Source organism: Bacillus sp. ABP14 (assembly GCF_001831375.1).
Taxonomy (GTDB): Bacteria; Bacillota; Bacilli; order Bacillales; family Bacillaceae_G; genus Bacillus_A; species Bacillus_A paranthracis.
This window is the reverse complement of the sequence record NZ_CP017016.1, coordinates 3,357,649-3,379,237: the sequence shown is the minus strand read 5'-3', so window position 1 is coordinate 3,379,237 and position 21,589 is coordinate 3,357,649. Positions and strand designations below refer to the sequence as shown.

General features: G+C 38.1%; 15 protein-coding genes. 11 read left to right on the top strand and 4 right to left on the bottom strand.

The window, feature by feature from the left end; genetic code table 11:
* Positions 1 to 63: 63 nt before the first annotated feature.
* Positions 64 to 570: a CcdC family protein gene (locus tag BGI23_RS17490; protein ID WP_001028639.1), complete on the top strand. Its 507-nt coding sequence runs from the start codon at positions 64 to 66 to the stop codon at positions 568 to 570.
* A 63-nt stretch (positions 571 to 633) separates the two neighbouring features.
* On the opposite strand, the gene BGI23_RS17485 is transcribed toward BGI23_RS17490, so the two are convergent.
* Positions 634 to 8,196, bottom strand: coding sequence for a DUF7507 domain-containing protein (locus BGI23_RS17485; RefSeq protein WP_070806702.1), 7,563 nt, complete (start codon positions 8,194 to 8,196; stop codon positions 634 to 636).
* 277 nt (positions 8,197 to 8,473) lie between these two features.
* Between BGI23_RS17485 and BGI23_RS17480 the strand changes: the two genes are divergently transcribed.
* Positions 8,474 to 9,544 (top strand): hypothetical protein, encoded by a 1,071-nt coding sequence (locus tag BGI23_RS17480; RefSeq protein ID WP_070806701.1) that lies wholly within the window; start codon positions 8,474 to 8,476, stop codon positions 9,542 to 9,544.
* A 29-nt stretch (positions 9,545 to 9,573) separates the two neighbouring features.
* Here BGI23_RS17480 and BGI23_RS17475 read toward each other — a convergent pair whose 3' ends face one another.
* Positions 9,574 to 10,014 (bottom strand): DUF2621 domain-containing protein, encoded by a 441-nt coding sequence (locus BGI23_RS17475; RefSeq protein ID WP_070806700.1) that lies wholly within the window; start codon positions 10,012 to 10,014, stop codon positions 9,574 to 9,576.
* Positions 10,015 to 10,117: 103 nt separating this feature from the next.
* Entirely contained in the window at positions 10,118 to 10,414 is a 297-nt protein-coding gene (locus BGI23_RS17470) for a hypothetical protein (RefSeq protein WP_070806699.1), read from the bottom strand.
* 247 nt (positions 10,415 to 10,661) lie between these two features.
* Here BGI23_RS17470 and BGI23_RS17460 point away from each other — a divergent pair, with 247 nt between their 5' ends.
* The gene (locus tag BGI23_RS17460; protein WP_157441043.1) at positions 10,662 to 11,249 is read left to right on the top strand and encodes an AAA family ATPase; all 588 of its coding nucleotides are present in this window, start codon (positions 10,662 to 10,664) and stop codon (positions 11,247 to 11,249) included.
* The gene (locus BGI23_RS17455) at positions 11,246 to 11,818 is read left to right on the top strand and encodes a DJ-1/PfpI family protein (protein ID WP_070806697.1); all 573 of its coding nucleotides are present in this window, start codon (positions 11,246 to 11,248) and stop codon (positions 11,816 to 11,818) included. Before BGI23_RS17460 ends, BGI23_RS17455 begins: the two co-directional genes overlap by 4 nt.
* 13 nt (positions 11,819 to 11,831) lie before the next feature.
* Here BGI23_RS17455 and BGI23_RS17450 read toward each other — a convergent pair whose 3' ends face one another.
* Positions 11,832 to 12,779 (bottom strand): class I SAM-dependent methyltransferase, encoded by a 948-nt coding sequence (locus BGI23_RS17450; protein ID WP_070806696.1) that lies wholly within the window; start codon positions 12,777 to 12,779, stop codon positions 11,832 to 11,834.
* 194 nt (positions 12,780 to 12,973) lie between these two features.
* On the opposite strand from BGI23_RS17450, the gene hutP reads away from it, so the two are divergent.
* The 7 genes from hutP to BGI23_RS17410 all read left to right on the top strand — a co-directional run bounded on the left by hutP (position 12,974) and on the right by BGI23_RS17410 (position 21,532).
* Positions 12,974 to 13,414, top strand: a complete 441-nt coding sequence (gene hutP, locus BGI23_RS17445) for a histidine utilization transcription antiterminator HutP (protein ID WP_000926516.1) — start codon at positions 12,974 to 12,976, stop codon at positions 13,412 to 13,414.
* Positions 13,415 to 13,517: 103 nt separating this feature from the next.
* Positions 13,518 to 15,035, top strand: coding sequence for a histidine ammonia-lyase (gene hutH, locus BGI23_RS17440; RefSeq protein WP_000631846.1), 1,518 nt, complete (start codon positions 13,518 to 13,520; stop codon positions 15,033 to 15,035).
* A gap of 23 nt (positions 15,036 to 15,058) precedes the next feature.
* Positions 15,059 to 16,717 (top strand): urocanate hydratase, encoded by a 1,659-nt coding sequence (gene hutU / locus BGI23_RS17435; RefSeq protein ID WP_000416706.1) that lies wholly within the window; start codon positions 15,059 to 15,061, stop codon positions 16,715 to 16,717.
* 13 nt (positions 16,718 to 16,730) lie between these two features.
* Positions 16,731 to 18,002, top strand: coding sequence for an imidazolonepropionase (gene hutI / locus BGI23_RS17430; protein WP_000887529.1), 1,272 nt, complete (start codon positions 16,731 to 16,733; stop codon positions 18,000 to 18,002).
* Entirely contained in the window at positions 17,981 to 18,952 is a 972-nt protein-coding gene (gene hutG, locus BGI23_RS17425; RefSeq protein ID WP_000399835.1) for a formimidoylglutamase, read from the top strand. Before hutI ends, hutG begins: the two co-directional genes overlap by 22 nt.
* A gap of 282 nt (positions 18,953 to 19,234) precedes the next feature.
* Entirely contained in the window at positions 19,235 to 19,696 is a 462-nt protein-coding gene (locus tag BGI23_RS17420; protein WP_172801695.1) for a CarD family transcriptional regulator, read from the top strand.
* A 708-nt stretch (positions 19,697 to 20,404) separates the two neighbouring features.
* Positions 20,405 to 21,532, top strand: coding sequence for an alkene reductase (locus BGI23_RS17410; RefSeq protein WP_044793432.1), 1,128 nt, complete (start codon positions 20,405 to 20,407; stop codon positions 21,530 to 21,532).
* Positions 21,533 to 21,589 lie beyond the last annotated feature (57 nt).

Sequence of the window (21,589 nt, the reverse complement as noted above, 5' to 3'; positions counted from 1 at the left end):
CTAACGGAAAAGCATATAATGAAAGTATATTTTGCATATAGCCACAAAAAAGGATGAGAAAATATGAACATAGTTGTTTTATCCAGTATCGTTGCTGTTTGTATGGCTGTTGGTGCGATGTTTATTCGTTTAAAAGCAGCTAAGAAACCTGCAACATTGAAAAAAATTATACTTCCACCATTTTTTATGAGTACGGGAGCATTGATGTATGTTTTTCCTGAATTTCGATTAACTCCAGCAGAAATGTTAGAAGCAATTGGCGTCGGTTTGTTTTTCTCTATTTTTCTTATTAAAACATCTAAATTTGAGATTAGAGGACAAGAGATTTATTTGAAGCGTTCCAAAGCATTTGTTTTTATATTAATTGGATTACTTGTCGTGCGGATTGTATTTAAAACATACTTAAGCCAATCTCTTGATTTAGGACAACTTAGTGGTATGTTCTTCTTGCTGGCATTTGCGATGATTGTGTCATGGAGAATTGCAATGTACCGTTCCTTTACAAAATTACAGAAGGAAATGGAAAAAGAAGATGGTTTTTATAATGAAAAAGATATGAAATTAACTTAAAAACTGTATATGTATAAAATAAAAAGACAGCGTTTTTTGACGCTGTCTTTTTATTTTATATTGCTAACATCTTCTATTCCAACCGCGCCGGATAAAACGTTCCCCATTAAAGAAACAATTTAAATTTGGTGAGACGAACGGACCGATAAACGGAATAATGTTTGGCTCTGAAGTTTCATCAACGGAAATCGGTGGTTTAGTAGGATCTGGTCTGAGTGTATAGCGAATGCGAGCGGTATTTCGAATGAGACCATTTCGTGGCTCTGCTGTTACTTGAACGATAAAACGAACAACAACGGATTCACTTGGATTAACAGTATTGATAAGAATACCGATAGTTGGGTTAGTTCCGGGACGTGCTACTCCATTTACTGTTACTGAATTTGGATAGAAAGTAACCTCAGGAGGAAGTGGGTCGGTAATGAGTACGTTATTTACTGGGATGATGCCATTGTTAGTAAAGGTAAGTGTATATGTGATGAAATCACCGAGATGGGCGCTATTTACATTTGCGGTCTTAATAAATGTGTTTGGCTCATTAGGGTTTACTTCTATCGTAATTGGTGGTGTTGTAGTCGTTGTTGTGATAGGTGGTCTAGTCGGGTCGGGTTGAGAAGTATACGTAATGGATGCGATATTTGTAATCATTCTATTAGCTGGAAGTGTAATAACCTGTACTTGGAATGAAATAGTTACGGATTCTGTTGGATTAAGAGTTCCGACTGGAATGCCTGTGGATGGATTTGCGTTTGGAACGGGAATGTTATTAATTGTGACACTATTTGGAACGAATGATGTGCCGACAGGAAGTGAGTCTGTAACAGAAATGTCAGTGACAGGAATCGTACCTTCATTTTGGAATGTGATAGTAAATGTAATCGTATCACCTACTGAAACGATGGATTTATCAGCGGTTTTTATCGGGTTAATAGTCCCAACGTTTACAGGAGTAATTGTAGTAGGTGTAGGGGTAGTAACGGATACCGGTGGTTTAGTAGGATCGGGTTGGTACTGGAAGGAAACGTTACCTTGGTTTTGAATTTCTCCGCTTGGTGGAATTGAAGTAACTAGGACACGGAAAGAAATCGTTGCGGATTCAGAAGGAGCAAGTGTTGAAATTGGGATGCCTGCTGATGGATTTGCAGTTGGTTGCGGCACGTTGTTAATTGTTACACTATTTTGGATGAACGAAGTACCGATAGGAATTGTATCAGTTACAAGTATATGATTAGCAGGAATGGTACCTGTATTTTGGAGAGAAATCGTATACGTAATGATATCACCTAAAGTAACTGTTTCCGGCGTGGCTGTTTTTTCCGGATTTAATATAGCTGTATTTACATTCGTTGTGTTGATTGGAGTAGGGTCTGTAATTGTAATAGGAGGTTCACCAGGACCTGGTTCATATGTGAAAGTAACAGTTGCTTGATTTCGAATAATACCACCAGGTGGTACACTTGTGACTCTTGCTTGGAATTGAACAGTAATTGTATCGTTTGGATTGACTGTTCCAACAGGTATACCTACAACAGGATTTGCTCCAAGATCTGGAATGCCATTTATTACAACAGTACCTGGAAGAAACGTTAACCCATTTGCTAACGGATCAGTAATGATAACGGAAGTTGCAGGGACTGATCCGCGATTTTGGAAGGTTACAGTATACGTTATGATTTCATTTATATCTACAATTTGTTTGTCGGCTAGTTTATTTGGGTTAGGTGTAGGTGTAATAACGGATACTTCAACAGTTGGAGTAGGATCTGTAATAGTAATAGGGGGTTCGCTAGGGTTTGGCTGGAATGTGTAAGTGACAGTTGCAGTGTTTTTAATAATACCGTCTGGTGGGAGTTCAGTTACAGTAACTTGATAAGTTAATGTAACAATTTGTCCTGGAGTTACAGTCCCAACGTTTACACCACTATTTGGATTTGCTCCAGGTGAAGCAACACCATTAATCGTAACACTGTTCGGAATGAAAGTAGTACCAGCTGGAGTAGGGTCTGCAATAATAACATCTGACGCATTAATATTCCCTACATTTTGGAACGTAATTGTATAAGTGACAGTATCACCAAGGTTAATAACTTGAGGAGTAGCTTGTTTGTTAGGATTAGTAGTAACTTCACTTACTTGCGTCTTTGTAGTAGGTGTAGGCGTAGTAACGGATACGGGAGGTAAATTTGGATCTGGCTGGTACTGGAATGAAACGCTTCCTACATTTTCGATAAAACCTGTCGGTGGTATCGATGTTACTTGAACTTGGAAAGTTACGACGGCTGAAGTGTTAGGTTCTAATGTACCGATAAGAATTCCAGAACTAGGAACGATATCTGGTTGTGGAATGCCGTTTATCGTAACGCTATTCGGAATGAAAGTAGTACCAGCTGGAATAGGGTCGGTTACAAGTACATTTGTTGCAGGGACAGTTCCTGTATTTTGTAAGGAGATTGTATAGGTGATTGTGTCGCCTAATAAAGCAAATACTTTATCTGCGGATTTTGTAGGGTTCGTTGTTGCGGTATTGACATTTGTAGTAGTAGGTGGAGTCGGTGTAGTTACTGTTACTGGGGGTTCTCCAGGATTAGGTTGGAATGTGTAGGTGATAGTAGCTTCATTTACAATAATTCCGTTAGGTGGTATGGAAACAACACGAACTTGGAAAGTTACAACAACTGATTGACTAGGATTTAATGTGCCAAGAGGAATGCCAAGAGCTGGATCAACATCGCTCGTTGAGATACCATTAATTGTTACACTATTTGGAATGAAAGTCGTACCAATTGGAATCGAATCTGTGAAAATAATATTTGTTAGTTCAACAGTTTGTAAGTTTTGGAAGGTAACGGTGTACGTAATGATATCACCTATATCAACATTGTTTCGATCAGCTGTTTTTGCTGGATTAATAATGCTGTTAATAATTTCAGTATTAACTGGAGGAGTTTCTTCTGTTTTTGTAATAGGAGGTTCATTTGGGTTAGGCTGAGATGTAAAGTTGATTGAACCAATATTTGTAACAACACCGTTAGGAGGTATATTTGTAATCGTTACCTGGAACGTGATGGTTACTATTTGATTAGGCTGTATTGTGCCGATAGGTATCCCGATACTTGGATCAATACCTGGTTGCAAAATCCCATTTATTGTAACAGAATCCACAATAAATTGTGTGCCTACTGGTGCTTGATCCATGACGGATACATTTGTCATTGGAATATTTCCGAGGTTTTCAAGAGTGATTGTATACGTGAGTGCATCTCCAATGTTAGCAACTGATAAATCTACTGTTTTAGTTGACTCTAATTCTGCATTTTGTACAATTGTTTCTGCGATTGGAGTCGGTGTGGTTGTTGTAATAGGCGGGAGTGTCGGATCTGGTTGAGATGTGTAAGTGACATTTGCTTCATTTGAGATAATGCCATTTGGTGGTAAAGCTGTTATTTGTACTTCTAAAGTAACAGTCACTATTTGTCTAGGGTTTAATGTGCCAACTGGGATTCCTATTTCAGGGGTCAAATTAGGTTGTGGAATGCCATTAATCGTAACGCTACCAGGGATAAATGTAGTTCCAGTAGGGATAGAATCTGTAATAATGACATTAGTTGCAGGTATATTACCAGTATTTTGAAGGGTGATTGTATAAGTGAGCGTATCACCAATACTTGCAAACTCACGATCCACTGTTTTTTGCGGGTTCGGGTTAGCGGTACGAACAGGTAAAGTTACGGTAGGAGTCGTTTCTGTTGTTGTAATAGGAGGTTCGCTAGGATTAGGCTGAGAAGTGTAGGTAACACTTGCTGTATTTTCTATTTTTCCATTAGGAGGAATAGCGTTTATTTGAATCTGGAATGTAACAGTAACTGTCTCGCCGGGATTAACTGTTCCAACAGGAATTCCTGTGACTGGACTTACGCCGGGTTGAGCGACATTGTTTACAGTAACACTATTCGTAATAAAAGTTGTACCCGGTGGCAAAGAGTCTGTAACTGTTACACCTGTAGCAGGTATAGTTCCTTGGTTTGTAAATGTGACAGTATAAGTTACAATATCGCCAATTTCTGCAAACGTAAGGTTTGCTGTTTTTGTCGGACTTATGACTACAGTTTGGATAGGAGTCGTTGTTTCAGGAGTTGTTTCTGTTTTTGTGACTGGAGGTAAATTTGGATCCGGTTGATAATTAAATGTTGCACTACCTTGATTTCGGATTTCGCCGCTAGCAGGGATGTTTATTACTCGTACTTGGAAAGTAATCGTTGCGCGTTCGGATGGCGCTAAAGTTCCAAGTGAAATTCCTGATGATGGATTTGTTCCTGCTTGAGGAATCCCATTAATCGTAACACTATCTGGAATAAATACAGTACCGGCAGGGATAGAATCTATTACTGTTATATTCGTAGCAGGAACAGTACCGGTGTTTTGAAATGAGAGAGTATAGGTAATGACATCATTTAATGCAACGAAGGAGCGATCTGCTGTTTTTTGTGGATTTAGTGTAGCGGTATTAACTGCTGTTTCTGTTTCAGGAGTTGTAATAGTTGTCGTAACGGGAGGTTCATTTGGATTTGGCTCGTATGTGAATGTAATATTTGCTTGATTTCTAATAACTCCTCCGGGCGGGATACTATTTACTACACCTTGGAACGTAACTGTAATACTTTGACCGGGATTTACAGTGCCGACGGGTATACCAATTTCAGGGTTTTCTCCAAGTTGTGATGTGCCATTTACGACAACGCTACCTGGAACGAAAGAAACACCAGATGGAAGTGCATCTTTTATAATAACATTTGTAGCGGGGACGGTCCCTCTATTTTGGAATGTTACAGTAAAAGTAATCGTATCCCCTATATCAGCAACTTGTCGATCAGCAGATTTTGTAGTCGTTGGATTAGGATTATTAATTGGAATGTTTACACTTGGAGTGGTGGTAGTTGTTGTAACAGGAGGCTCACTTGGGTTCGGTTGATATTGGTAAGTGAAGGATGCTTGGTTTCTAATTATTCCATCAGGTGGTAAGTTTGTAACGACAACTTGATACGTGATTGTTTTTGTTTCTCCGACAGAAATGGTACCAAGTGGTATACCAAGTGATGGGGCTGCTCCTGGCGTTGTAATGCCATCGACTGTAACACTATTTGGAACGAAAATAGTCCCGTTAGGTGTAGGGTCTGTAACGACTACATTTGTAGCCGGAACGGTCCCGTTATTTGTAAATGTGACCGTGTAGGTAATCGTATCTCCTAAATCAGCAACTTGTTTGTCGGCAGATTTTGTAGGCGCTGTAATAACGGTCCCAACTTGAGTTTCTGTTTTAGGAGTTGGGGTAGTTGTTGTAACAGGAGGCTCATTTGGATTAACAATATAATTAAATGATACACTGCCTTGGTTTTCTATAATTCCATTTGGTGGGACACTTGTAACTTGAACTTGGAATGTAATTGTTTTTGCTTGATTTGGATTTAAAGTACCGATTGATATACCGTTTTCAGGATTACTGTTAGGTTGTGAGACACCATCAATCGTGACGCTATTTGGAATAAATGTTGTACCGTTTGGAATTGGATCTGTTAGTACAATATTTATTGAGGGAACAGTGCCGTTATTTTGTAAACTAATTGTATACGTAATAACATCACCAATATCAACGAAAGTACGATTAGCAGATTTTGTAGGGTTAACTGTAGCGGTATTAACAGAGACTGTAGTAGGTGCTGTCGGTTCGGTTGTGGTAACCGGCGGTCTTGTTGGATCTGGCTGGTACGTATATGTCGTTGAAGCTTCGTTTGTAATAACACCGCCAGCTGGAATTTGTGTAACAAGAACTTGGAAAGATAGTGTTTTGGTTTCACCGGGATCAATTGTTCCAACTGGGATTCCTAGTGCGGGATTTGAATTTGGAACCGGTACATTATTTAAGATTACGCTATTCGGAATGAATGTTGTACCAGTAGGAATGGTATCAGTAAAAACTACATTTGTAGCAGGGATCGTACCATCATTAGTGAAAGTAATCGTATACGTAATAACATCACCGATATCAACAGTAGTTTTATCCGCCGTTTTAACAGGGTTTGTAATAGCGGTGTTAACAGGAGTAGTAGTAGGTGGTGTAGGGTTTGTTGTTGTAATAGCTGGTTTTGTAGGATCTGGTTGATACGTAAATGTTGTGGTTCCGATATTTCGGATTAGGCCATTCTCTGGGAGAGAGGTAACTTGAACTTGGAAAGTGACAGTGACAGTATTACCAGCTGCGATTGTTCCAATTTGTATACCACCAGAAGGGTTTACGCCAGGTTGTGAAGTACCGTTAATTGTGACGCTATTCGGAATAAATGTAGTGCTACTTGGAATCGGATCAGTCACAATAACATTAGTTGCAGAAATATTTCCTGTATTCGGTAATGTAATCGTATACGTAATCGTATCGCCAATATCGACAACTTGTGGACTAGCAGATTTTGTAGGATTTACAATTGCAGTTCGTACAGAAGTAGTTGTTGGAGGTGTTGTTATGGTAGTGGTTGTTGGGGGTTCAGCCGGATTCGGTTGCGACGTAAATGTTATATTTGCTTCGTTAGTAATCGTTCCGTTAGCTGGAAGGGAAGTGACTTGGACTTGAAATGTGACAGTTGTAGTTTGACCAGCAGGAATTGTACCTAGCGGAATATTTGTTGGAGTTACGCCAGATTGTGCCGTTCCATTAACTGTAACACTGTTTGGAATAAAAGTGGTGCCAGTAGGGATAGGGTCGGTGATGGAAACATTTGTTGCTGAAGTATTACCGTTATTTGGAACAGTAATCGTATACGTAATGATGTCACCAATATTTACAATTTGTTGGTTTGCACTTTTAGTTGGATTTATGATAGTAGCATTAATTTGTGTTTCAACTATATTACTTGTAGAGTTTCTGTTAATTGGTGGTTGGTTTGGTGGATTATATTGAAAGCTTGAAGTTGCACTATTTGGAATAGGGTTTGGTGTAGGGAGAGTATTAACTTGAACTTGAAACGTAATTGTAGCATTCCCGTTTGCAGCAATCGTTCCTACATTTATTCCAGTAGCAGGATTATCTGTAGTAGAAGTACCATTAACTGTAACGCTACCCGGTACGAACGATGTGCCGGCAGGAGGCGTGTCTGTAATGATAACATTATTAGCAGCTAATGTGGCTTGATTTGTGGCTGTAATTGTATACGTAATCGTATCACCGATAGTAGCAATTGTTTTATCTACTGCTTTTGTTAATGCGACATTAGCTGTGAAAATATCTGTATTAACTATATTGCTTGTTGCTGTTCGATTAATAGTGGGTGCGTTAGGAGCTGGTTGAAATGTGTATCCAAATGATGCTACGTTACTGGCGACAGGTGGGGTAGGAATACTTGTTACATCTACTTGGAAAGTAATTGTAGCAGAACCACCAGCAGGGATGTTATTAATAGGAATTCCAGTTGAGGGATTGCCAGCTGTTGGAGTACCGTTAACAGTTACACTGTTTGGAACGAAAGTGGTGCCGGCTGGTATAGGGTCTGTAAATGTAACGTTTTGGGCAGGAAGTGTTCCGGTATTTTGGACAACGATTGTATAGGTTAAACGACTTCCTATTGTTGCTATTGCCATTAGATTCGTCCTTTCTGTCTAAATTTAAATCCGGTCAAGGCATCGAATATTTACAAACAGCATTATTTAATAATCTAGAAACAATACTATGTGTAAATATTAGTATAAAATGAGCTCGTCATTGCATCCTATTCAAATTTAAATGAATAGGAATAGGCAAAGGCTTTTTTTTTGCCCAAATTAGTCTGTGCATATACAAATGGAACTTTTTTTACTTGTTTGCATTAAATGAAATAGCGAATAAATATTTATCTTATATGGAAGGGGAGTGGAATTGTTGGCTTTTGTACAAACATATACGAAAACGGACTCTTTATTTATGGTACACACAGGGAATACAGTTGGCATGCGTGGTATTACAACAGCGACGGCGTATCAATACAATGCATTAATAACAAGAGATACAAATTTAAGTTTTGCAGGGGTTCCTTCTTCGGTAGATCCATTAACTTTTGCAGGAACGACAAATGATTGGACATTAAATGGTTCTTGGGCAAGGCTTAATCCTTCAGTAACAGACGTACCAGCAACAGCAACTGTAGACTTTGCTATGTTAGTTTGGCAAGGGACATTGAGTGCAACTGTGACAGAAACTGTAGTAAATAACAACATACCTACTTTACAAACACCGGATGGGGTCACTCATACAATTACGAGTGTTCCTGCATGGGGAGAGACGAGATCAAGCGGAACATTTCAAGGTACCATTTATACACGTGCTGCAAATGTAACAAATATTCTACAAGGGCTTTCAAATCGAGCAGCGGGGGATTATTTTGTAGAAAGGGTTCCCACGGCAAATCCTCCGACGCAAGGGACAGGCGTAGGATGGGCATTGGTTGTTGTATATCGCGATAATTCATATCCTATTAGGAATGTTAGTTTATATACTGGTTTACTCATTTCTACATTGGGTGAGACAGCAACGATTTCAAATTTTATCACTCCAGCTGTAGCGCCGGTTAATGCTCGTGTATTTACAATGGCAATTAATGGTGATACTGATGCGACAGGTGATAGATTTAACTTAAACGGTACGGGACTTTCAGGACCTAATAATTTAATAAACAACTTTTTTGCTTCACAGGTAAATAATTATTTAGGAAATTTAAATACAATCGGAAGTTTTGGGGATAGAAATATGCCAATTGGTACTTCTGCGACTAACCGTCGTGCGGAATTTGATGTGACAAATGTGCCTGCAAATGGCGTGTTAACAGCTGGATCCACTTCTACTACCGTGAATATCCCAAATACATTTGATTATATTTACGCTGGTGCTGTCGGTTTACAAATAGATTTAGCGGAGGCACGTTTAACTGCTACAAAATCAGTAACTGTAAGTTAAAAAAGATTGCTATAAGCTAGCAATCTTTTTTATGAGGTAGGTTTTGTTAGTAAAGATTGATAATGAGAATAATCAATCTTTTTTTCTTGTAGTTTTTTTACTAAAAATTTATGATCACGCTTTGGTGTAGCAATAATATACCCTTTAATAATTAAATCTTGTGTAATTTGAGAGGCTTTTTCTTGTAAGGCAAGTTCTCCGATTTTGCCAGCAATTTTTGATTTAGCGACATCGCGAAATAGTTCTGGAACAGGACTTACGAGCTCTTCTAACAGTTGTTTTTGTTCGTCATCCCATAAATGCCTCGTTTTATTAATATAGTGCTCTTCCCAATCTAATATAGACATACCATCTTCTTTTGGTAGTCGTTTTAAAAATTTTCTGAACATAAAGTATCCACCGATAGACATAAGTCCTAATAAAATAACAGTCCACAGTACAATAAACCAACTGAACCATCCTTCGAGCAAGAGTATCCCCCCTTAATGATTGCGGTTTTCTTTTATTTATATTATAAACAGTGAGATTCATAGAAAGCAAGAACGCTTGGTCATTTTGACCAAGCGTTATCATTTAAACAAAGTATAGTTGTTCCACACATAAATTATTATTATCATCTTCTATATATTCAATGATTAATGTGCCAACTTTACGATCTTTATCTTCAGTTGTGAAAATAGAGTAAGAAGTAAAACGTGCTGTTGATAGGCCGCTTATATGTGTAGGTAAAGAAATGTAGTCGTTATCGCGGAAGAATTCCATCAGTTCAATATCCTCAAATTCTTTTCGGTCAACTTGTTTGTTTGTATAGCGGCGTTGAAGTTGTTTTAAAGACTCATTCCAAGAAATTGCTTTTGTGTCGTATACCATTTTGTTCTATCTCCTTACTGTATGTAATCATTAAGAACATACGTTCTAATCTAGTATACTCTTTTTATTAGAAAAGGGAAAGCAAAAAATAATGTAAGCTTGGATTTCCAAGCTTACATTATTGATGCGTCCGTCATAATCTCTATTTTTTATTATATGTTAGATAAGAATAAGAAACAAGATGATATATATTTTGTTGATAGTTTTCAAGATTCTGTATATTATAGTTTTACTAAAGCGCAAGGGAATGAGAGGAATGGCATATGTAATTTCACTCCAAGGACCGATGGCAAGCGGAAAAACGACATTGGCTAAAAGGTTAGAGCGATGTGGGTTTTCAGTTATATATGAAAATCCTTATCCAATTGTAGAAAAGCGAAGAGTATTAAATTTGGATATGAATTCAAAAGAAGGGTTTATTCTAAATCAAAAAATGTTTATGGAAGCAAAAATAAAGGAGTTTCAAAATGTAAAAGATTCAGTTGTGATTTTTGATCGCGGGCCAGAAGATATTGAGTTTTTTACGCTCTTTTATCCAAAGATTATAGGAGAAGAGTGGGATATAGAAACTGCATTAAGAGATGAATTATATAAATTAAGAGAATGTCGTTCAGATGCTATTTTTTATTTAGATGGCTCGGAAAGTAATTTATATAATAGAAAAAATAATGATAGAACAAGAAACAGAAGTACATTTGAGGAGCAATTTAAATTAGTAGAAACTGAAAAAGACTGGTATAAACAATTTCCTGTAACTTATGTGGACACGAATAGATTAACAGCGGAAGAATTAGAGGTATATTTTATGGATTGGTTAATGGAGAGAGGGATATGAAAAAAATACTATTATTCGTATATCCAACATTTGCGGAGTTTGAAATTACGGTAGCAACGGCATTGTTGAAAAATAAATATGAAATTATTACAGTGAGTTTAACGAAAGAATTGATTATAAGTGAAACAGGTTTGCAAGTGCAACCACATATAGAATTAAGAGAAGTGCGTGTAGAAGAATATGAGGGAATTATTATTCCAGGCGGAGATGCGATACATATGAAGGATGCGGCAGGACTCTTTTCAGTCATCCGTCAATTTCACGAACAAGAAAAATTAGTAGCTGCTATTTGTGCTGGGCCTTATGCGCTAGCAAAAGCAGGCTTATTCAAAGAAATCTCGTATACAGTAACTATAGATTATAAAAAATTAGATTGTTTTCCAGTAGAAAATTTTGTGTATGAAGAAGTTGTGAAACATTCAAACATTATTACAGCACAGGGGCATGCATTTGTACCATTTGGAATAGCGATTGCCTCTTATTTTGGAGTAACAAACGAACATAATATAAATTTTTACAGTGGTAAGGGGAATGTGATGATGGAGGAGCTTTTGCCTGAGAATGTATAAAAGCTAGCATTTGCTAGCTTTTTTCTTTTTGACATCGATAAATGGCTAACGTTTTCGGATCACGCCATATACCGTTATGAATTGCCAATTCATTTTCTACTTCTTCTTTTAGCCATTCCTTCATTTCGGCGTGAAGATGTGTATTATCAGGTATATTTAGCGACGGAAACATGCTAGAAATATAGTTTACAATTGGAGTAGCATGATGAAAAACGAGAGCATTATGAATAACTGCTTCTTCAACAGTTGGAAAAACAGACTGTAATATCTCTTTACCATTTTCCAAACAAAATGGCGTGACTGAAGATGTTGTTTTCGGTAAATCAAATGCGTCTAACATGCGGTTACACATTTCAACTATACGAGATAATGTAACGTCAGAATTTGTTGTAGCTAACAGTGAGCCTCCAGGACGTATTACTTTATGGAACCCTTGGACTGTTTTTTCAACATCTTTCATGTGGTATAACATATGTCTTGCGACAATCCAGTCGTAGCAATTAGCTTCGAAAGGAAGTTTACCGGCGTCACCTAGCCTCCATTCAATTATGCTATTCTTTTTTGTAGCTTCAGAAAGCATCGTTTTCGATTGATCCAAACCTGTTAAATGTCCTGTATGACCGTTAGTTTGTAAAAGGGAAAGAAAATTCCCGTTAGCGCACCCAACCTCTAATATTTTCTCGTCTCCTTGAAGTTGTAAATGATCTATGACGACTTCATCTAAATTCACATGTTTTTCTTCATAATGTTTATGTGTATCGATACGTGTTTGTAAATGGTTGCTTACGTTGTATTGGCGTTTTACATCATTCATCTTTTCGTATTCCACCTTCGTACAAAATTGCTGAATCGCGTGCGTTAATACGTCAGTTTTCTTTAAGCCTTCGTAATGGAGTGCAGATTCAAACCTTTCAAGTAATTTTTCTTCAATTCGAAAATGAATATCTTTTCGCTTTGTCATTGAAAATTCGCTCCTTTGCATCTGTTAGTGAGACTATAGCATGCTTGAAAAAATTGTGTAAATCATTTGTGTACACAAATGGAGGAGATGAAAAAATTATTTGAATGTGAGTTTAAACTATTGACGATTTAACCGTTTTCATATATTCTTAAATTAAGAAATATTCAAATAATTAAAAGAAATGAGAGAGTCACATGCTTCTTCAAGGAACACATCGAATTGGTCGTATGGCCATGCTGTTGGCACTTGCGGATGAGAATGAAAGTCCTGTATTATCTATTCCAAAAGGTTGGAAGTATTGTACGGGGAAAGTGGGTTCGATGAATTCGCAAAAGGTTGTCGCAGCAATGGAAACAGCGGCTAAGAGCAACCAAGTTATTGAAACAGACGTTTACAGAGAAACACATGCACTTTATCACGCAATTATGGAAGCTTTGTACGGAGTGACGAGAGGTCAAATTCAGTTAGCAGACGTTCTTCGTACAGTAGGACTTCGCTTTGCGATTGTGCGCGGTACACCATACGACGGAAAAAAAGAAGGCGAATGGGTTGCTGTTGCATTATATGGAACGATTGGTGCACCTGTAAAAGGATCTGAGCATGAGGCGATTGGTTTAGGAATTAATCACATATGATTTGCCCATAGTCTATTAGTTAGAAGGGGGCCTTACTTTTTTAGGACAGAAGTCTGTCTTAAAAAGATAAGGTCCCCTTTTGCCTTTTTAAGGAGGAAAAACAATGATTACGTTAACAGGACACACATTGACAATTGAAGAAATGAAGAGGTTGTTACTTGAAGGAGAAGGTGTAACAGCTTGTCCAACTAGTATGCAAAAGGTGGCGGAGTGCCGCGAAGTTGTTGAGAAAATTGTAGAAGACGGAAAAGTCGTTTACGGTATTACAACTGGATTTGGAAAGTTCAGTGATGTGCTTATTCAAAAAGATGATGTAAAGGCACTTCAACACAATTTAATTCAGTCACATGCATGCGGGATAGGCGATCCATTCCCTGAAGAAGTATCACGCGGTATGTTAATTTTACGAGCGAACACGATGCTTAAAGGCGTATCTGGCGTTAGACCGCTTGTTGTAAATATGCTTCTTGAGTTTGTAAATCGTAAAATTCACCCAGTCGTTCCGCAACAAGGTTCACTTGGTGCGAGTGGCGATTTAGCGCCTTTATCTCATCTTGCGCTCGTATTATTAGGCGAAGGTGAAGTGTTCTATAAAGGGAAACGCGTTCATGCGATGGTGGCTCTTACAGAAGAAGGTCTTGAGCCGATTGAACTTGAAGCGAAAGAAGGGCTTGCATTAATCAATGGTACGCAGGCGATGACAGCGCAAGGAGTTCTTTCTTATATAGAAGCAGAAGCAACTGCGTATCAAGCTGAATTAATCGCTTCAATGACAATTGAAGGGTTACAAGGCATTATTGATGCATTTGATGAAAATGTTCATAAAGCACGTGGTTATAAAGAGCAAGTGGAAGTAGCGAGCAGAATTCGTGACATCCTTCACGATAGTAAGTTAACAACAAAACAAGGAGAACTACGAGTACAGGATGCCTATTCACTTCGCTGTATCCCGCAAGTACATGGTGCTTCTTGGCAGGTTTTAAATTATGTGAAAGAAAAATTAGAAATTGAAATGAATGCAGCAACAGATAATCCGCTGATCTTTGATGGCGGAGAAAAAGTAATTTCGGGTGGGAATTTCCACGGTCAACCGATTGCGTTTGCGATGGACTTCTTAAAAGTAGGAATGGCGGAACTTGCAAATATTTCAGAGCGTCGTATTGAGCGTTTAGTAAATCCGCAATTAAATGATTTACCTCCATTTTTAAGTCCAGAACCAGGACTTCAGTCTGGTGCAATGATTATGCAATACGCAGCAGCGTCACTAGTTTCTGAAAATAAAACGTTAGCACATCCGGCGAGTGTTGATTCAATCCCGTCATCAGCTAACCAAGAAGATCACGTAAGTATGGGAACAATCGCTTCACGCCATGCACATCAAATTATTCAAAACGTAAGACGTGTTCTTTCAATTGAAATGATTTGTGCGATGCAAGCAGCAGAATATCGTGGTATTGAAAATATGAGTACAGTGACGAAGAGCTTCTACCATCAAGGTCGTCAGCAAGTGCCTTCTATTACAAATGACCGCATATTCTCAACAGATATTGAAAATATTGCGCATTGGTTAAAAACGAATTATTCGATTAAAGAAAGATTAGATGTAAACGCAGCACTATAAAATGAGAAAAGGGAGAGATTGAAATGGAAAAAGTAAAACAAACAATTCGCGCGCCAAGAGGTACTGAGTTACAAACGAAAGGGTGGGTTCAAGAAGCTGCACTTCGTATGTTAATGAACAATTTAGATCCGGAAGTTGCTGAAAAGCCAGAAGAATTAGTTGTATATGGCGGAATTGGCCGTGCAGCTCGTAACTGGGAAAGCTACAATGCAATTGTAGATTCATTAAAAACGTTAGAAAGCGATGAAACATTACTTGTTCAATCAGGAAAACCAGTTGCTATTTTTAAATCACATGAAGATGCGCCACGCGTTTTGTTAGCAAACTCAAACTTAGTACCGAAGTGGGCGAACTGGGATCACTTCCGTGAACTAGAGAAAAAAGGTCTTATGATGTACGGACAAATGACAGCAGGTAGCTGGATTTACATCGGAACACAAGGTATTTTACAAGGAACATATGAAACATTTGGTGAAGCGGCACGTCAACATTTCGGTGGTTCATTAAAAGGTACATTAACACTTACTGCTGGTTTAGGTGGTATGGGCGGTGCACAACCTCTTGCTGTAACGATGAACGGCGGTGTTGTTATCGCTATTGATGTTGATAAGCGCAGTATCGATCGCCGTATTGAAAAGAGATACTGTGATATGTATACAGAATCGTTAGAAGAAGCGTTAACGGTTGCGAACGAGTATAAAGAGAAGAAAGAACCGATTTCTATTGGTTTATTAGGAAATGCGGCAGAAATTTTACCAGAGCTAGTGAAGCGTAATATTACGCCAGATTTAGTTACGGATCAAACATCTGCTCATGACCCATTAAACGGCTATATTCCAGTAGGTTACACGTTAGAAGAAGCGGCAAAACTTCGTGAAGAAGATCCAGAACGTTACGTACAATTATCAAAAGAAAGCATGACAAAACATGTGGAAGCAATGCTTGCTATGCAAGCAAAAGGCGCAATTACATTTGATTACGGAAATAACATTCGCCAAGTTGCTTTCGATGAAGGTTTGAAAAATGCATTCGATTTCCCTGGATTCGTTCCAGCATTTATCCGTCCATTATTCTGCGAAGGAAAAGGACCATTCCGCTGGGTAGCACTTTCTGGTGATCCAGAAGATATTTATAAAACAGACGAAGTAATTTTACGTGAGTTCGCGGATAATGAGCATTTATGTAATTGGATCCGTATGGCTCGTCAGCAAGTTGAATTCCAAGGCCTTCCATCACGTATTTGTTGGCTTGGTTACGGTGAGCGTGCGAAATTTGGTCGCATCATTAATGAAATGGTTGCAAATGGTGAATTATCAGCACCAATTGTTATCGGTCGTGACCATTTAGATTGCGGATCAGTAGCATCTCCAAACCGTGAAACAGAAGCGATGAAAGATGGTAGTGATGCAGTAGCTGACTGGCCAATTTTGAATGCATTAATTAACAGTGTAAACGGTGCAAGCTGGGTATCTGTTCACCACGGTGGTGGCGTTGGTATGGGTTATTCACTTCACGCTGGAATGGTTATCGTTGCAGATGGAACAGAAGCAGCAGCAAAACGTATTGAGCGCGTATTAACTTCTGACCCTGGTATGGGTGTTGTTCGTCACGTGGATGCAGGGTATGACTTAGCTGTGGAAACTGCGAAAGAAAAAGGCGTTAATATTCCAATGATGAAATAAGGAGGAGAAAAACATGCTGGACACTTTACTAATAAATATCGGTCAATTGCTAACAATGGATCAAGAAGATGGCTTGTTAAGACGGGAAGCGATGAACACGCTTCCTGTTATCGAAAACGGTGCGGTTGGAATTGAAAATGGTGTAATCACTTTCGTTGGAACAGCAGAAGAAGCAAAAGGACTTCAGGCGAAAGAAGTTATTGATTGCGGCGGGAAAATGGTTTCTCCTGGTCTTGTTGACCCGCATACTCATCTTGTATTTGGTGGATCTCGTGAAAATGAAATTGCACTAAAACTACAAGGAGTTCCGTACTTAGAAATTTTAGAACAAGGCGGAGGTATTCTTTCAACTGTAAATGCAACGAAACAGGCGTCGAAAGAAGAACTTGTTCAAAAAGCGAAATTCCATTTAGACCGTATGCTATCTTTCGGAGTTACAACTGTAGAAGCGAAGAGTGGTTACGGATTAGATGATGAGACAGAATGGAAACAATTAGAGGCAACTGCACAATTACAAAAAGAGCATCCCATCGATTTAGTTTCTACATTTTTAGGTGCTCATGCAGTTCCGAAAGAGTATAAAGGTAGATCGAAAGAATTTTTACAATGGATGTTAGACCTACTACCAGAAATGAAGGAGAAGCAATTAGCTGAATTCGTTGATATTTTCTGTGAAACAGGCGTGTTCTCTGTTGAAGAGTCGAAAGAGTTTTTATTAAAAGCGAAAGAGCTTGGCTTTGACGTGAAAATTCATGCAGATGAAATTGATCCTCTTGGTGGTGCGGAAGCAGCGGCTGAAATTGGTGCAGCATCAGCCGACCATTTAGTTGGTGCTTCTGATAAAGGAATTGAAATGCTTGCAAACTCTAATACAGTAGCCACTTTATTACCAGGAACAACTTTCTATTTAAATAAAGAAAGCTTTGCCCGCGGTCGTAAAATGATCGATGAAGGTGTTGCAGTTGCGTTAGCTACAGACTTTAACCCAGGTAGCTGTCCAACTGAAAACATTCAGCTTATTATGAGCATCGCAATGTTGAAGCTGAAAATGACACCAGAAGAAGTTTGGAACGCGGTAACAGTTAACTCTTCTTATGCTATTAACCGAGGCGATGTAGCTGGGAAAATTAGAGTTGGTCGTAAGGCAGATTTAGTTTTATGGGATGCTTACAATTATGCTTACGTACCGTATCATTACGGCGTAAGTCATGTAAATACAGTATGGAAGAATGGTAATATCGCATATACAAGAGGTGAACAATCGTGGAGCACGGCCACTATTTAAAGAAGAATGCAAAGTTTATCGATCGTGAAGTGACGAAATGGAGTGAAATGATTAAAGATTGGGAGGAAGGCGTGGAAATATTCGGTGCTGCCTTAATTGGAGCACCCCTTTCTAAACCATCTATTAGTCATTCAGGAGCAAGTTTTGCGCCAAAAACGATTCGTGCGATGTTGGATGCATATAGCACGTACGCGATTACAGAAGAACACGATATGAAAGAAAGTGTTTTATATGATTGCGGCGATATTACGATGCATGTGACGGATATAAAAGAAAGTCATAACCGAATTGCGAAAACAGTTGGTCATGTAACGAAAGTAAATCCGAACATGATACCAATCGTTCTTGGCGGGGATCACTCAATTAGTTTTCCGAGTATAACAGGATTTGCAAACAGTAAAGGAAAGGTCGGGATTATTCAATTTGATGCCCATCATGATTTACGTAATTTAGATGATGGTGGTCCGTCAAATGGTACTCCGTTCCGTAGTTTACTAGAAAATGATATTATTACAGGAAAACAACTCGTTCAAATCGGAATTCGTAATTTTTCAAATGCACGAGCGTACCATGAATATGCAAAAGAACACGGTGTGACAGTTTATACAATGAAAGATGTACGAGAGCGAGAAATCAAAGATATTATTATAGAAAGTATTGAAGTATTAAGAAAGCAAGGCGTGACCTCTATTTACATTTCTCTTGATATGGATGTACTAGATCAAGCATTCGCACCAGGTTGTCCAGCGATTGGTCCTGGTGGAATGGACAGTACGACTTTACTTGATGCGATTGAATTGCTTGGTAAAGAACCGCTTGTGCAAGGGATGGATATTGTAGAAATTGATCCAACCCTCGATTTTAGAGATATGACGAGTCGAGTAGCTGCGCAAGTGATTATGAGTTTTCTTTTGGCCAGGGAAACAGTCCATAAACAGGTTAGTATATAGGCGTGAAGTTAATGGAGAATTTTTACCGATTCCGTATAAAAAGACACATTACTACTCATATGTAGTAATGTGTTTTTATGTAAAAAGAGAAGGCAAAATTAGAATGTATGTATGTGTGGAAAAGTTAATAAGATTGCGGATTTTTAGTGATATTTTACGAAGTCATTTTCTTAGTTTATAAGAATTGACACGAAAAATAATTTTATGATAAAATAAAAATTTTGCTAAAAAATAGAATGTGTGTTAAGATTGAGAAGGTTACCATATATGGAGGTGGATTATTTGTTTCAAATTGGCGATAACATTGTTTATCCAATGCACGGAGCAGGTATAATTAAAGCCATAGAAGAGAAGGAAATCGCAGGGAAAAAACAACAATATTATGTTATAAAAATGTCGGCTAGTAACATGGAAATAATGATTCCTGAAGGTAAAATATTGAATTCAAATATACGACCAGTAACGGATATCACGGCATTAATACACATAATGGATATTTTTCAACATGGAGAATCAGATAGATTACTTACGTGGAAACAAAGGTATAAATTGAACACTGATAAAATAAAAACGGGTAAAATGCAAGAAGGCGCTGAAGTTGTGCGCGATTTAATGCGTATACAGAAAGAAAAAGCACTTAATGCAAGCGAAAAGAAAATGTTAGATAATGCACATGAATTTTTGATTAGTGAACTAGGATTAATTGAAGGTATCACAGAAAATCAAATAAAAAGCTTTTGTTAAGATTCATTACAAATAATGTATTATGTCCCAAAAAAGATTTTGAGTTTTTTGGGAGCATAATTATAGAAAATTAATCCTTTCAAAGACATTCAACTCTTTCAAACCACTTTTAGAGCATTAACCTCTTTTGTTATTACTACAATCAAATCCATTTTTATTTTTTAATTCTTTTACGAATGTTCGAAGTTTAATGAAATACTTCGATAGAATAGTTACTTGATTTTTGCAATCCTGATTCACACTGGCACGGACAAGGAGCCGTAAGGATGAAAGAGAGGTAGGGCTTTCATTGTTTTAGGTATATAAGTTATTATTTTTAGAAGAATACTGAACTATTTTCACTTCTATTGATAAGGGATTTTTTATATGTGAAGAGATAAAGAAATTGATACCCATATATGGTCAACTAAAAAGGTTTCCTACTAAGGAAACCTTTTTAGTTGATTTATCCCGCTATTTGCCGGGCAGTAAGACCCCCACCTCAAAATTTAGCGGAAGCAAAGGAGTCAGGTAGGGATCAACTGCCCGTAAAAGCCCGATTGGTGAGGGCTAATAATCAGTGGGGAATGAACAAAACCCCCACTGATTTTATAGTATTCTATTTGTTTGATATTCGAATATTTCGTGTTTAAAGCGTATAAATTGACGTTACTATCTAAAAGTAAGTATGATGCGATTATAGTGAGAATATTTTTAGGGGGAAGAAAAATGACAAATTCAAATAAGAAAGCGGCAAGTATTTATGAAGGAACAAATGTAAACGCTTGGGGATCTTTTGAAAATATTGAAGAAACGAAGTTGTTTGATCAGATTCAAGTCGGAGCTTGGTCTCTTCGTAATCGCATAGCAATGGCACCGATGACGAGATGCTTTGCAGACAATGAAACTGGAGTAGTTGGTGCTGATGTAGTGGAGTACTATAGAAAGCGTGCTGCTGACGGAGTTGGATTAATTATTACAGAAGGAATTGTCATTAGTCCGAGAGCGAAAGGGAATCCAGGAGTACCAGGGATTTATACGCAAGAACAAATCGACTCTTGGAAACCTGTTACAGAGGCAGTACATAAAGAAGACGGGACGATTATTGCTCAAATATGGCATGTTGGACGTATGAGTCATCACGAAATAATTGGTGGGCAAATGCCGCAAGCGCCTTCTGCAATCGCTGCAGAAGGGAATGTTCCGCGTTTTCGTAAACCATTTGATACACCAGAAGCAATGACGATACAAGAAATACAAGAAGTTATCAGTCAATACGCACAAGCTGCGAAAAACGCGATCGAAGCTGGGTTTGATGGGGTAGAAATTCACGGTGCACACGGATATTTAATTGATCAATTTACTTATGAGTTTGCTAATAAGCGTACTGATAAATATGGCGGTGACTTAAAGCAAAGGTTAACGTTTATGAAAGAAGTAACTGAGGCTGTAATAGAAGCAGTTGGAGCTGATAAAACACTTCTTCGTTTCTCTGCTTTTAAAGGGGATAATCCTACTTATATGTGGGAAAACCCTGAGCTGGCAATTGAAACATTCGTAAATATGTTTAAAGAAGTTGGATTAACGATGATTCACCCTTCAACGATGAATTATACGCAAGTGATTGCTGACGGAAAGAATTTTCATCAATTAGTAAGAAAATATTGGGATGGTACGATTGTTGGAGTTGGTAATTTAAATCCGAAAGAGGCAGAAGAAGCACTGCAAGAAGGAACAATTGACGTAGCTGCATTCGGAAGACCGTTAATTGCGAATCCAGATTTTGTTCATCGAATTAAACATGCTGAAAGTTTAGTTGAATATGACGCGAAAGAGCATCTTGCTACATTAATTTGAATAAAGATAAAAGGAGAACACATGGAGTGTTCTCCTTTTATTATGGAATTTCATAGG

Coding starts and splice junctions, on each gene's coding strand:
- hutP (WP_000926516.1), top strand. CDS start 12,974: ATGCTTCTTCAAGGAACACATCGAATTGGTCGTATGGCCATGCTGTTG.
- BGI23_RS17460 (WP_157441043.1), top strand. CDS start 10,662: ATGAGAGGAATGGCATATGTAATTTCACTCCAAGGACCGATGGCAAGC.
- hutI (WP_000887529.1), top strand. CDS start 16,731: ATGCTGGACACTTTACTAATAAATATCGGTCAATTGCTAACAATGGAT.
- hutU (WP_000416706.1), top strand. CDS start 15,059: ATGGAAAAAGTAAAACAAACAATTCGCGCGCCAAGAGGTACTGAGTTA.
- BGI23_RS17410 (WP_044793432.1), top strand. CDS start 20,405: ATGACAAATTCAAATAAGAAAGCGGCAAGTATTTATGAAGGAACAAAT.
- BGI23_RS17485 (WP_070806702.1), bottom strand. CDS start 8,196: ATGGCAATAGCAACAATAGGAAGTCGTTTAACCTATACAATCGTTGTC.
- hutH (WP_000631846.1), top strand. CDS start 13,518: ATGATTACGTTAACAGGACACACATTGACAATTGAAGAAATGAAGAGG.
- BGI23_RS17455 (WP_070806697.1), top strand. CDS start 11,246: ATGAAAAAAATACTATTATTCGTATATCCAACATTTGCGGAGTTTGAA.
- BGI23_RS17450 (WP_070806696.1), bottom strand. CDS start 12,779: ATGACAAAGCGAAAAGATATTCATTTTCGAATTGAAGAAAAATTACTT.
- BGI23_RS17490 (WP_001028639.1), top strand. CDS start 64: ATGAACATAGTTGTTTTATCCAGTATCGTTGCTGTTTGTATGGCTGTT.
- BGI23_RS17470 (WP_070806699.1), bottom strand. CDS start 10,414: ATGGTATACGACACAAAAGCAATTTCTTGGAATGAGTCTTTAAAACAA.